Annotated in this window: 10 protein-coding genes and 1 pseudogene; 3 read left to right on the forward strand and 8 right to left on the reverse strand. The window is 70.2% G+C overall.

What is annotated here, in order from left to right; all coding sequences use genetic code 11:
• Positions 1 to 15 precede the first annotated feature (15 nt).
• The 5 genes and pseudogenes from allB to ASD23_RS11230 form a co-directional block, all read right to left on the reverse strand.
• Positions 16 to 1332, reverse strand: a complete 1317-nt coding sequence (gene allB, locus ASD23_RS18860; RefSeq protein WP_056013023.1) for an allantoinase AllB — start codon at positions 1330 to 1332, stop codon at positions 16 to 18.
• Positions 1333 to 1398: 66 nt separating this feature from the next.
• A pseudogene (locus ASD23_RS19270) lies at positions 1399 to 2538 on the reverse strand (glycerate kinase); the annotation flags it as partial.
• A 1-nt stretch (position 2539) separates the two neighbouring features.
• The gene (gcl, locus tag ASD23_RS11220; RefSeq protein ID WP_056010330.1) at positions 2540 to 4336 is read right to left on the reverse strand and encodes a glyoxylate carboligase; all 1797 of its coding nucleotides are present in this window, start codon (positions 4334 to 4336) and stop codon (positions 2540 to 2542) included.
• A gap of 29 nt (positions 4337 to 4365) precedes the next feature.
• Positions 4366 to 5244 (reverse strand): 2-hydroxy-3-oxopropionate reductase, encoded by an 879-nt coding sequence (locus ASD23_RS11225; protein ID WP_056010333.1) that lies wholly within the window; start codon positions 5242 to 5244, stop codon positions 4366 to 4368.
• Positions 5245 to 5285: 41 nt separating this feature from the next.
• Positions 5286 to 6095 (reverse strand): hydroxypyruvate isomerase family protein, encoded by an 810-nt coding sequence (locus ASD23_RS11230; protein ID WP_056010335.1) that lies wholly within the window; start codon positions 6093 to 6095, stop codon positions 5286 to 5288.
• 320 nt (positions 6096 to 6415) lie between these two features.
• On the opposite strand from ASD23_RS11230, the gene ASD23_RS11235 reads away from it, so the two are divergent.
• Together ASD23_RS11235 and ASD23_RS11240 are read left to right on the forward strand one after the other, a co-directional pair.
• Positions 6416 to 6700 carry a hypothetical protein gene (locus ASD23_RS11235; RefSeq protein WP_056010337.1) on the forward strand — a complete coding sequence of 95 codons (285 nt, stop codon included), beginning with the start codon at positions 6416 to 6418 and terminating at the stop codon, positions 6698 to 6700.
• Positions 6697 to 7275 carry a hypothetical protein gene (locus ASD23_RS11240; protein WP_056010340.1) on the forward strand — a complete coding sequence of 193 codons (579 nt, stop codon included), beginning with the start codon at positions 6697 to 6699 and terminating at the stop codon, positions 7273 to 7275. The genes ASD23_RS11235 and ASD23_RS11240 overlap by 4 nt, the downstream gene beginning before the upstream one ends.
• Before the next feature lie 32 nt (positions 7276 to 7307).
• On the opposite strand, the gene ASD23_RS11245 is transcribed toward ASD23_RS11240, so the two are convergent.
• Genes ASD23_RS11245 through aceB form a run of 3 tightly spaced genes read right to left on the reverse strand, consistent with a single transcriptional unit; the run spans position 7308 to position 11030 of the window.
• Positions 7308 to 8120, reverse strand: a complete 813-nt coding sequence (locus ASD23_RS11245) for a bifunctional allantoicase/(S)-ureidoglycine aminohydrolase (RefSeq protein WP_056010342.1) — start codon at positions 8118 to 8120, stop codon at positions 7308 to 7310.
• Positions 8121 to 8160: 40 nt separating this feature from the next.
• Entirely contained in the window at positions 8161 to 9426 is a 1266-nt protein-coding gene (locus ASD23_RS11250; RefSeq protein WP_056010344.1) for a DUF6986 family protein, read from the reverse strand.
• Positions 9423 to 11030, reverse strand: coding sequence for a malate synthase A (gene aceB, locus ASD23_RS11255; RefSeq protein WP_056010346.1), 1608 nt, complete (start codon positions 11028 to 11030; stop codon positions 9423 to 9425). Before aceB ends, ASD23_RS11250 begins: the two co-directional genes overlap by 4 nt.
• A 226-nt stretch (positions 11031 to 11256) precedes the next feature.
• Here aceB and ASD23_RS11260 point away from each other — a divergent pair, with 226 nt between their 5' ends.
• Complete coding sequence (locus tag ASD23_RS11260) at positions 11257 to 12012, forward strand: IclR family transcriptional regulator (protein ID WP_056010348.1); 756 nt, start codon at positions 11257 to 11259, stop codon at positions 12010 to 12012.
• The last annotated feature ends 61 nt before the right edge of the window (positions 12013 to 12073 follow it).

Consider the following 12073-nt stretch of genomic DNA (forward strand, 5'->3'; position numbering starts at 1 on the left):
CGTGCTCTGTTCCCTTCATGAGTTCTTCCGAAGCATCCGGCCCTGCGCCCGCTCGCGATCGACGGGCGTACCGGCGAGATAGGTGCTGCGCACCACTCCCGTCAGTTCGCGCCCGTCGTACGGCGTCACGGGGTGCCGATGTTCGAGCGCCGCGGCGTCGACGGTGAAGACCGCCTCGGGCGCGAACACCGCGAAGTCGGCCGAGGCGCCGACTGCGATGCGCCCCTTCGTCGTGAGGCCGACCCGCTCGGCGGGCCGTGCGGACATCCAGTCCACGACCTGTTCGAGACGGATGCCGCGGGCTCGCGCTTCGGTCCAGATGAGCGGCAGTCCGAGCTGCAGCGAGGCGATGCCGCCCCAGGCGACCTCGAAGTCGCCGTCGCCCGCGTACTTCAGCTCGGGCGTCGACGGCGAGTGATCCGAGACGATGAAGTCGATCACGCCGTCGGCGAGACCGATCCAGAGCGCGTCGCGGTTCAACGCCTCGCGAATCGGCGGGCAGCACTTGAAGGCCGTCGCTCCCGCCGCCACGTCTTCGGCGAACAACGTGAGGTAGTGCGGGCACGTCTCGACGCTGAGGTCGACGCCCGCGGCCCTCGCCTCGGCGATCTGCCGGAGCGAGTCCGCCGAGCTCAGGTGCAGCACGTGCGCACGGACCCCGGTGCGCGCCGCCCGCTCGATCACCTGGGCGATCGCGGTGTCCTCGGCTTCGTGGGGACGCGACGCGAGGAAGTCGAGGTAGCTCGGGCCGCCCTTGTGCGGTGCGTCGTCGATGACGTGTTCGTCTTCAGCGTGCACGACGAGCATCGAGCCGGCGGCCGCGATGCGGCGCATCGCGACCTCCATCTCGTCGGCCGAGATGTGGGGGAACTCGTCGACGCCCGAGGGCAGCAGGAACGACTTGAAACCGAACACGCCTTCGGCGACGAGCGGCTCGATCTCGTCGGCGTTTCCCGGCACGACGCCGCCCCAGAACCCGACGTCGACGAAGAGCTGTCCGGCCGTCGCCGCGCGCTTCTCGTCGAGCGCCGCGACCGAGATCGTCGGCGGAATGCTGTTCAGCGGCATGTCGATGATGGTCGTGACGCCCCCGGCGGCCGCGGCACGGGTCGCCGAGGCGAACCCCTCCCACTCGGTGCGACCTGGCTCGTTGACGTGCACGTGCGTGTCGACGAGTCCGGGGATCAGCACTTCGTCGGGGGCGAGCCGGTCGGTCTCGGCGCTCGCGAGGCCGGTGCCCAACGGCACGATCGCGGCGATCGCGCCATCACGGATTCCGACCTCGGCCGGGATGAATGCGCCGTCGACGAGCACGCGTTCGCCGACCAGCACGCGGTCGTAGGGAACCGCCGACCCGGCTGCCGGCGCGACTGTCTGCCCAGTTCCAGCGGCGACATCGGCGGCGATCTGCGCGCCGAGCGAGGCGGCGACCCGCTCGAGCAGCGGGGCAGCCATGGCGATGCTGCGCCCCGAATCGGGCTCGAACTCGGCGAGCGAGCGCACGCCCGCGAACCCGGCCGCGGCGAGGTCGCCGGCGGAGAGCGTCGTTCGCCCGCACACGGCGTAGACCGGCAGCCCGGCTGCGGCCGCTGCGCGCGCGACGCCGATGGGAGTCTTGCCGCCGAGGCTCTGCTCGTCGAGGCTGCCCTCCCCCGTGATCACGGCGTCGGCCCCCTGCAGGGCATCGGCGAGGCCCGCGAACTCGAGCACCACGTCGATGCCCGGGCGCCGGTGCGCGCCGAGCACCGCGATGGCGGCGAAGCCGACCCCTCCCGCTGCGCCTGAGCCGGGAGCGAGCGCTGCGTCGTCGACACGGGCCGGTCTTCCCGCGTCCGCCGACGCGCGAGCGAGCTCGAGGGCGAACCGGGTGAGCGCGTCGTCGAGGATCCATACCTGGGCGACGGTCGCGCCCTTCTGCGGCCCGAACACGGCGGCGGCCCCATCGGAGCCGAGCAACGGGTTGTCGACGTCGCTCGCGAGCACGATCTCAGTCTCGGCGAGGCGGGGGTCGAGCCCCGAGAGGTCGACGGCCGAGAGCCGGGCGAGCGCGGCGCCGCCGAGGGGCAGCTCGGCGCCCGCGGCATCCGCGAATCGCGCCCCGAGCCCCTGCAGGAGTCCGGCTCCCCCATCGGTCGACGCACTGCCGCCGATGCCGAGCACGATCTCCCGGCAACCGGCGTCGAGCGCGGCGCGCACGAGCTGGCCGGTGCCGAGGCTCGTTGCGCCGAGGGCGTCGGGCACGCCGCCGGGCAGCAGGTCGAGCCCCGAGGCGCGAGCCATCTCGATGACGGCGTGACTGCCGCGCACGGCGAAGGCAGCAGCGACCGGTTCCCCCGTCGGGCCCGCGACCTCCGCCGTGCGCAGCTCGTAGCCCGCGGCGACCGCGGCATCGAGCGTTCCCTCGCCGCCGTCGGCGACCGGCACCGACACCACCTCGACGTCGGGAGCGACCGAGCGCAGCCCCGCGGCGACGTGGAACGCCACCGCGGGGGCGGTCAGCGACCCCTTGAACTTGTCGGGAGCGACGACGATGCGCATCTCAGACCTTCGCGAGCGACAGGATCGCCGTCGGGGCGTCCTCCGGCGACTCGGCGAGATCCTCGAACTCGTTGACGCCGTCGATCTCGACGCCCATCGAGATGTTCGTGATCCGCTCGAGGATGACCTCGACGACCACGGGCACCTGGTGCTCGGCCATGAGCGCGCCCGCTTCCGCGAATGCGGCGCCGAGGTCGTCGGGACGCTCGACGCGGATGGCCTTGCAGCCGAGGCCCTCGGCGACCTTCACGTGGTCGACGCCGTAGCCGTTCGCGCTGCTGCCCTCGACGTGCGGCGTGTTGATGTTGTCGAACGCGAGCGAGACGTGCGCCTCCATCTCGAAGCCGCGCTGCGACTGGCGGATGAGGCCGAGGTAGCTGTTGTTCACGACGACGTGGATGTACGGCAGCTTGTGCTGCGCACCGACCGCGAGCTCTTCGATCATGAACTGGAAGTCGTAGTCGCCCGAGAGCGCGACGACCGTCTCACCCGGCTTGCCGCGTACGACGCCGAGGGCGGCGGGTCCCGTCCAGCCGAGCGGGCCGGCCTGGCCGGCGTTGATCCACTTGCGCGGGCCGAACACGTGCAGCATCTGCGCACCCGCGATCTGCGAGAGGCCGATCGTGGTCACGTAGGTGGTGTCGGGGCCGAACGCCCGGTTCATCTCCTCGTAGACGCGCTGCGGCTTGATCGGCACGTTGTCGAAGTGGGTCTTGCGGTGCAGGGTCGCCTTGCGGGCACGGCAGTCGCCCGCCCACGCCGAGTAGTCGGGCAGGGCGCCCGCCGTGGCACGCTCACGCGCAACAGCGATCATCGCATCGAGTGCCGCAGCAGCATCCGACACGATGCCGTAGTCGGGTGCGAAGACCCGGCCGATCTGGGTGGGCTCGATGTCGATGTGCACGAAGGTACGCCCCTTCGTGTACGTGTCCAAGCCGCCGGTGTGGCGGTTCGCCCAGCGGTTGCCGATGCCGATCACGAAGTCGCTCGCGAGCAGGCTCTCGTTGCCGTAGCGGTGCGAGGTCTGCAGGCCCACCATGCCCGCAGAGAGCGGGTGGTCGTCGGCGATCGCACCCCAGCCCATGAGGGTCGGCACGACGGGCACGCCGAGGAGTTCGGCGAGCTCGACGAGGCGATCGGATGCCCCGGCGTTGATGATGCCGCCTCCGGCGACGATGAGCGGGCGCTCGCTCGCCGTCAGCAGGTCGAGGGCCTTCGCCGCCTGGGCGCGGGTCGCGGCCGGCTTGACGACGGGCAGCGGCTCGTACGTCTCGATGTCGAACTCGATCTCGGCCATCTGCACGTCGATCGGCAGGTCGATCAGCACGGGGCCCGGCCGACCCGAGCGCATGAGCTGGAACGCCTGCTGGAAGGCGCCGGGCACCTGAGCGGGCTCGAGCACGGTCATCGCCATCTTGGTGAGCGGCCTCGCGATGGCGTCGATGCCGACCGCCTGGAAGTCCTCCTTGTGGAGCTTCGCGACGGGCGCCTGGCCGGTGATGCAGAGGATCGGCACCGAATCCGCCTGTGCGGCGTAGAGTCCCGTGATCATGTCGGTGCCCGCGGGGCCGGAGGTGCCGATGCAGACGCCGATGTTGCCGTCGGCGGCACGGGTGTAGCCGTCGGCCATGTGCGAGGCGCCCTCGACATGGCGGGCGAGGGTGTGACGGATGCCGCCGTGGGCGCGCATCGCGGAATAGAACGGGTTGATGGCGGCGCCGGGGAGCCCGAAGGCCTCGGTCGCTCCCTCCTTCTCGAGGATGAGCACGGCCGCGTCAACGGTACGCATGCGAGTCATGATGTCTTCCTTGCGTCGGATGTGAAGAGTCAGTTGCGGCCGGAGGCGGCGGCGGTCAGCTTGAAGAGGCCCGAGTGGTCGAGGCCGCCGTCGCCCTGCTGCACGGTCGAGCCGACGAGCTGGGCGACGTGGGCACCGAGCGGGATCGTAATGCCGGCCTGCCGGGCCGCGGCGGTGATGATGCCCATGTCCTTGTTGTGGAGCGCGAGACGGAAGCCGGGGGCGAAGTCGCGGTTCAGCATCTTCTGGCCCTTCTGGTCGAGGACCTTCGAGCCGGCGAGCCCGCCGCCGAGCACCTTCAGGGCCGCGTCGGTGTCGACGCCGTACGCCTCGAGGAACAGGATCGCCTCGGCGAGCGCCTGGATGTTGACGGCGACGATCAGCTGGTTGGCCGCCTTCACCGTCTGACCGGCGCCCGAGGGGCCGACGTGCACGATGGTCTTGCCGACGGCCTCGAGCACGGGCAGCGCGCTCGCGAAGTCGGCCTCGGTTCCGCCGACCATGATCGAGAGCACGGCGTCGATGGCGCCCTGCTCGCCGCCCGAGACGGGGGCGTCGACCACGCGGAGGCCGGCGGCGCGCGCCTCGTCGGCGAGCTCGGCGGCGACGTCGGGGCGGATGCTCGACGCGTCGATCCAGAGGGCATCGGCCTTCGCGTTGGCGAAGATGCCGTCGTCGCCGCGGACGGCGGCCGCGACATCCGGCGAGTCGGGCACCATCGTGATGATGACGTCGGCGGCCGCGACCGCCTCGGCGATGCTTCCGGCTCCATGGCCACCGGCGGCGACGAGTTCGTCGATCCGATCCTGGCTGAGGTTGAAGCCGGTGACATGGTGGCCTGCGGCGACGAGGTTCTTGGCCATGGGCAGTCCCATGATGCCGAGGCCGATGACGGTGATGTTGCTCATGATGGATCCTTCGTTGGAGTCGAGTGTGGGTGCGCTGTGGTTCAGCGTGCGGCTTCGGCGGCGGGTGCCGACGCGAGCCAGTCGAATGCCGACGCGATCGGGGCCTTGTACTCGAGGCCGATCGCACCGGAGTAGCCGAGCTCGTGGCTGCGGGCGATCCAGTCGTCGAGGGGCAGGTCGCCGGTGCCCGGTGCGCCGCGGCCCGGGTCGTCGGCGATCTGGATGTGGCCGAAGTCGGCGGCGTGCGCCTCGATGACGGCGGCCACGTCGTCGCCGTTGACGGCGAGGTGGTAGAAGTCGGCGAGCAGCTTGACGTTGCGAACGCCGGAGGCCTCGCGCACCGAGTCGATGACCTCGAGCACATCGGCGGCGGTGCGCAACGGATACCGCGGAGCACCGCTCACGGGCTCGAGCAGCACGGTGCCGCCGATCACGGCGACGGCCTCCGCAGCCGCGGCCAGGTTCTCGACCGCGACCCCGTCGTGCACCTCGGCGGAGACCCCGTCGATGCGGTTGCCGTAGAGGGCGTTGAACGCGCGGCATCCGAGTGCGTCGCCGATGCCCGCGACGACGGCGAGGTTGTCGCGGAACTCGCGGGAGCGGGCCGGCCATGACACGAGGCCGCGGTCGCCGCCCGGCATGTCGCCGGCGTTGAAGTTCAGTCCGGTGAGCTGCACGCCGGCGTCGCGCACGGCGGCGACGAAGGCGTCGACGTCACGGTCACTCGGAACCGACTCCGCGAACGGCCACCAGAACTCGACGGCGTCGAAGCCGGCCGCGCGTGCTGCAGCGGGCCGCTCGAGGAGGGGCAGCTCAGTGAGGAGGATCGAGCAGTTCACCGTGTACGTCATCGTGCTTCCTTCGGTGTTTTCGTAATGCGGAAGATTCCTTCTGCTGTGTGAAAGTGTAAGCGAGCGGTTGGGCCGCGTCAACCGTTCGAATCGAGCGGACGCCGCGGCATCCGTTCGATCCGCTCGCCGGAGGGCGAACGAGCGTTGGCGGCGCCGTGGCTTGCTCCTGACGCCGGCCTGCGCTGCGCATTCCTCGGCTGCGCGGAGGCACGACGGAAGGGCGCACGCGCCGAACGCGATCAAAGCGGCGCCGAGTGTCCGCTGCCGATTCGCGCGTTCGGATACGTTGGTCAGGATCACGACCCCAAAGGGAGCAGCTCATGACGACCGGTCTCAAAGCGATCATCATCGGGGCAGGGGCTCTCGCTGTTCTCGGGCTCGTTCTGGTCCTGCTCCCGGGGCCGACTGCCACCTTCGGATGGTTCGCATACCAGCCTGTGGCTGACTTCGGTTTCGTTGGCGGGGCTCCATTCGTGCCGGCCTCCAGACTCTGGGGCATGGGGATCCTCGCCATCGCGGCAGTCATCGCCGCTTTCGTCGTGGGGTGGGTTCTCGGGAGGGGGCGGGGCCTCCAAAAGTCCGCCCCGGAGGGGACCGCCGAATGATCACCATCCGCACCGCCACCGCAGCCGCCGCAGTCGTGCTCACGATGACCGTGCTCACCGGCTGCACCCCGGGGAACGTCTCGTCTCTTTCGGACGCAGGCACGACCCCGCAGGCGGCCGCCACGGCGCCCCCCGCGCCGATCGAAGGGGACTCAGACGCGGACGGTGAGCTCTCCGAGTTCGAGAAGCAGGTGCTCGCGACGAACGCTCCGCGCGACATCACCCTCCACGATGGCACCGTCGTCGTCGTCACACCCGGACAGCCCCTCCCGCAGCGGGTCAACGACCAGATAGCCGCCGACGCGGCTCCTGGCGCGGCGCAGACACAGACGGCCGACGAGTTCGCGCCCATGGCGGGCGTACGAAGCATCCGCGAGGTCGCAAGCTCTTACGCGAACGAGCTGGGTCGCGTCGTCGTCATCGTCTACTGGGGCTTCGGTGTCTGGGGCACGATCTCCTCCGTCGACGAATCCGGCGGGACCGAGCTCGGGGGCGACAGCGACCGAGACGCGATGGTCGCCGCGGCTACCGCCTGGGCCGAATCGCACGACGCCTACGTTGTCGTCGTCGAGTAACGGCTTCAGGCGGAGAGGACCGCGATCCCTGGCTACGTCAGACGGATCTGGCGGTTCACGTCCTTGTACAGCAGGTACCGGAACGGCCCGGGACCGCCCGCGTAGCAGGCCTGCGGGCAGAACGCCCTGAGCCACATGAAGTCGCCGGCCTCGACCTCGACCCAGTCGTCGTTCAGCCGGTACACCGCCTTGCCCTCGAGCACGAAGAGTCCGTGCTCCATGACGTGCGTCTCGGCGAACGGGATCGAGCCACCGGGCTGGAACGTCACGATGTTGACGTGCATGTCGTGCGCGAGGTCGTCGGGATCGACGAAGCGCGTGGTCGCCCATGCCCCGTTCGTACCGGGCATCTCGCGCGGCGCGACCTCCTGGTCGCTCGTGACGAACGACGCCGGCGGCGCGATGCCGTCGACGGCCTCGTACGCCTTCCGGATCCACTGGAAGCTCGTGATGGCCGCCCCCTCGTTCGCGAGCGACCACGACGCGCCGGCCGCGAGATAGGCGTAGCCGCCGGGCTCGAGCACGTGCCGCTCCCCCTCGAGCGTCACCACGAGCGCACCCGCCGTCACGAACACGACGCCTTCAACGCCGGCCTCGGCCTCGGGCCGTTCGGCGCCGCCGCCCGGTGCGATCTCGACGATCAACTGCGAGAACGTCGTCGCGAATCCTGCGATGGGCCGGGCGATGATCCACGATCGGGTCTTCGTGAACCCCGGCAGGTTGCTCGTGACGATGTCGCGCAGCACGCCCTTGGGGATGACCGTGTACGCCTCCTTCACGATCGCGCGGTCGGTCAGGAGCTCGGTCTGGGCCGGAAGACCGCCCTCGGGAGTGAAGTAGCTCATGCGTGTTCCTTGTCGTTCGGGGTGAGTGCGGTGCATCCGGTCATCGCGTCGCCAGCCTCGGGTGGGCGAGCAGTGTCAGCGCCCGCCGGTCGATGCCGATGTCGGCGACGACCTCCGGTTCGCCGATCGCACCGCACTCGACGCCGCGCAGCACGACGTCGGCGAGCGCTCTCGCGGTGGCGGGCTCGTCGAGCACCGCACCCGGCGTGCGCTGGAGATAGTCGCGGAGCCGCGCGGATGCCTCGGGGTACCCCTCGCGGTAGAACGCGTAGTTCGCGAGGAACCGGGTGGGCAGCTGGTGCGCGTGCAGGTCCCAGCCCTGGTAGTAGCCGCGCTCGAGCGATCGGCGCACGAGGCGGGCGTGCAGCGCCCACGCCTCCTCGGTTCGATCCCCGATCGGGAGGATGTTCGTCGACCCGTCGGAGAGGCGGATGCCGGTGCCCGCGACCGCGAGCTGCATGATCCCCTTCGCGAGATCGGCGACGGGATGCTCCATCGATTGGTAGGCGGCGGCGATCTGCAGGGACGCACTGTAGTCGTACGTGCCGTAGTGCAGGGAGCTGATGCGGCCGGGAGCGGCGAGCGGGAGCTGCGCGACGGGCGAGCGGCCGTCGGCGCCGAGCACGAGCTGCGGCGTCTCGACCTGCACCTCGAAGCGAAGTCGCCCCTCGGGCAGGCCGTGCGCGCGCTCGAGGGCTGCCGCGACATCCGCCATCGCCTCGACCTGCGCGACGGTCGACACCTTCGGCAGCGTCAGCACGAGGCCGTCGGGCAGCCCGCCGTGTTCGACGAGGGTGGTGACGAACAGGTCGAGCGTGCGGATGCCGCGTGCCCGCGTCGGCGCTTCGAAGCACTTGAAGCGGATGCCGATGAACGGCGGGGCGAAGCCGGCGCCGGCTGCGGCGACGACCCGCTTGGCCGCCCGCACGGCATCGGCGTCTTCGGCCTCGTCGCCGCGATCGCCGTAGCCGTCTTCGAAGTCGATGCGCAGGTCTTCGATCGGTTCGCGTTCGAGCTTCTCGCGCACGCGCGGCGCCACGGCGGCCGCGATGCCGTCGTCGAGACCCACCGCGGCCGCGATCGCCTCGAGTCCGCCGAACGCCTCGACGGCGGCGAGCGCATCCTGCCCCCACACGGCCGCCAGCTCGGGGGTGTACCGGTCGGCCGGCACGTACACGGTGTGCACCGGCTGGCGTGAGCCGTCGTCGCCGGGGTAGGCGGTGGCCAGCAGCTCGTCGGTGGCCTTCAGCCGTGCATCCACGCGCGCCAGGTCGGCGGCGGTGAGCGAGCCCGGTGATGCGCTCATCGTTCGGACTCGAGCAGCTCATAGGCGGGCAGGGTCAGGAAGTCGACGTACTCCTCGGAGAGGCAGATGTCGGCGATGAGGGCGGCCGCCGGCTCGTAGTATCGGGCGAAGCGTTCGGGGTCGACCTCGCCGCGAAGGCGTTCGACCTCCTCGGCGAGCACCGTTCGCACGAGTTCGGGCGTGATCGCCCGGCCGGTGTCGGCGAAGACGACCTGGTTCCGAAGCTGCTGCCACACCTGCGAACGGGAGATCTCGGCCGTCGCGGCATCCTCCATGAGGTTGTGGATCGCGACGGCGCCGTTGCCCGACAGCCACACCGCGGTGTAGGCGACCGCGACGTAGAGGTTGCCGTGCAGCCCGGCTTCGGTGACCTCGCCGTGCGCCGATGCGACGTCGAGGAGCTCGGCCGCGGTGACCTCGACCTCCGGACGCTGCTTCTCGAGCTGGTTCGGCCGATCGCCGAGCACGGCGTCGAACACCTCGCGGCAGACGGGCACGAGATCGGGGTGAGCGACCCATGAGCCGTCGAAGCCGTCGTTCGCCTCGCGGGTCTTGTCGGCGCGCACCTTCTCGAACGCCGCTCGCGTGACCTCGAGGTCGCTGCGGTTCGGCACGACGGCGGCCATGCCGCCCATCGCGAAGGCCCCTCGCCGATGGCAGGTCTTGACCAGCAGCTCGGTGTAGGCGCGCATGAACGGCGCCGTCATCACGACCGAGGCGCGGTCGGGCAGCACGAACTCGGGGCCCGCGTCGCGGAAGACCTTGATGAGACTGAAGAGGTAATCCCAGCGCCCGGCGTTCAGGCCGGACGCGTGGTCGCGCAGTTCGTAGAGGATCTCGTCCATCTCGAACGCCGCGGGAATCGTCTCGATCAAGACGGTCGCCCGCACGGTGCCCTGCGGGATTCCGAGCTGCTCCTGCGCGAACACGAAGACCTCGTTCCAGAGGCGCGCCTCGAGGTGGCTCTCGAGCTTCGGCAGGTAGTAGTAGGGGCCGTGGCCGTTGTCGATCAGCAGCTGCGCCGTGTGGAAGAAGTGCAGGCCGAAGTCCACGAGCGCCGCCGAGCCCGGCACGCCGTCGACGAGCACGTTGTGCTCGGGCAGGTGCCAGCCGCGCGGGCGGGTCACCACCGTGGGCCGGCGCACGTCGGTGCGGAGCGCGTAGACCTTGCCGGCCGGCGAGGTGAAGGCGAGCGTGCCGAGCGCGGCATCCCGCAGGTTCTTGACGCCGCCGACGACGTTGTGCCAGTGCGGGCTCGACGCGTCTTCGAGGTCGGCCAGCCAGACGCGTGCCTCGGAGTTCAGGGCGTTGATCGCCATCTTGGCCGGGGCCGCCGGCCCGGTCATCTCGACACGTCGGTCAAGCAAGGCATCGGGGGCGGATGCCACGCGCCAGTCGCCCTCGCGGATCGCCCGCGTCTCGGGCAGGAAGTCGAGCGTGCCCCCCGCGGCGATGCGATCGCGCCTCACCCGCCGCGCCTCGAGGAGCTCGTGCCGGCGTGCGTCGAACCGGTGGTGCAACGCCTCGACGAAGGCGAGGGCGCCATCCGAGAGGATCTCGTCGGCTCCGTCGATAGTCGAGGCTCGGGTGATCTCGATGGTCATGCTGCCACTCTCTCCTGCGACGAGACGTTCGTCAATCGAATTGTTTTCGCATCGTGGATGCAGATATCTGTATTCCGGAAACTCGATCCGAATGTACCACCACGGAGAACGGCGCGCTCGATTCATCCGTTCTCGCCCCGGATCGGTGCGGTATCTTGACTGCGAACGGCAGATTTTCCGCGATGCGGATTCCGATTGCCGCAACGATGGAACAGGAGTGCACCGGATGGCGGACAGCCCCACCGAAGGCGTCAAATCCGTGGCCCGGGTCTTCGACCTCCTCGAACTGATCGCCGATGCCGGCGGGGACGTCACGCTGAGCGAGTTGTCGACGATGGCCGGTCTGCCGCTCCCGACGATCCACCGGCTCCTCCGCACGCTCGTCTCACTCGGCTACGCGCGGCAGCTCGCGAACCGCCGCTACGCGCTCGGCCCGCGCCTTGTGCGCCTCGGCGAGGTCGCGAACCGCCAGTTCGGCCAGCTCGCGAAGCCGCAGTTGAAGGAGCTCGTCGAGCGACTCGGCGAGACCGCGAACCTCGCGACCCTCGACGGCGACCAGGTCATCTACGTCTCGCAAGCCCCATCGCCGCACGCGATGCGGATGTTCACCGAGGTGGGCCGCCGCTCCCACCTGCACAGCACGGGCGTCGGCAAGGCGATCCTCGCCCAGCTCGACGACGGCACCGTGCGCGAGATCATCGCGCGCACGGGCATGCCCAAGGCCACCGAGTACTCGATCGACACGATCGACGGGCTCATCGCCGACCTGAAGACGACCCGCGAGCGGGGGTACGCGATCGACGACGGCGAGCAGGAGGTCGGCGTGCGCTGCTACGCGATGACCGTGCCGGGCGCACCGGTGCCGACCGCCGTCTCGGTGTCAGGTCCCGTTGCCCGCGTCGGCGAGGATTTCGCCGAGCGGGCCATCCCGGTGCTCCGGGAGATCGTGCAGGAGATCGCGGACGTCACCTCGGCGGCCTGAGCCGTAATATCCACTCTGCGGAATGTTGATTCCGAATTTTTGGGGATTTTCGGTCGCGGCG

The sequence above is a fragment of the Agromyces sp. Root1464 genome (genome assembly GCF_001427265.1).
In the GTDB taxonomy this organism is placed as follows: Bacteria; Actinomycetota; Actinomycetes; order Actinomycetales; family Microbacteriaceae; genus Agromyces; species Agromyces fucosus.

Coding starts and splice junctions, on each gene's coding strand:
- gcl (WP_056010330.1), bottom strand. CDS start 4,336: ATGACTCGCATGCGTACCGTTGACGCGGCCGTGCTCATCCTCGAGAAG.
- ASD23_RS11260 (WP_056010348.1), top strand. CDS start 11,257: ATGGCGGACAGCCCCACCGAAGGCGTCAAATCCGTGGCCCGGGTCTTC.
- ASD23_RS11240 (WP_056010340.1), top strand. CDS start 6,697: ATGATCACCATCCGCACCGCCACCGCAGCCGCCGCAGTCGTGCTCACG.
- aceB (WP_056010346.1), bottom strand. CDS start 11,030: ATGACCATCGAGATCACCCGAGCCTCGACTATCGACGGAGCCGACGAG.
- ASD23_RS11245 (WP_056010342.1), bottom strand. CDS start 8,120: ATGAGCTACTTCACTCCCGAGGGCGGTCTTCCGGCCCAGACCGAGCTC.
- ASD23_RS11225 (WP_056010333.1), bottom strand. CDS start 5,244: ATGAGCAACATCACCGTCATCGGCCTCGGCATCATGGGACTGCCCATG.
- ASD23_RS11235 (WP_056010337.1), top strand. CDS start 6,416: ATGACGACCGGTCTCAAAGCGATCATCATCGGGGCAGGGGCTCTCGCT.
- ASD23_RS11230 (WP_056010335.1), bottom strand. CDS start 6,095: ATGACGTACACGGTGAACTGCTCGATCCTCCTCACTGAGCTGCCCCTC.
- ASD23_RS11250 (WP_056010344.1), bottom strand. CDS start 9,426: ATGAGCGCATCACCGGGCTCGCTCACCGCCGCCGACCTGGCGCGCGTG.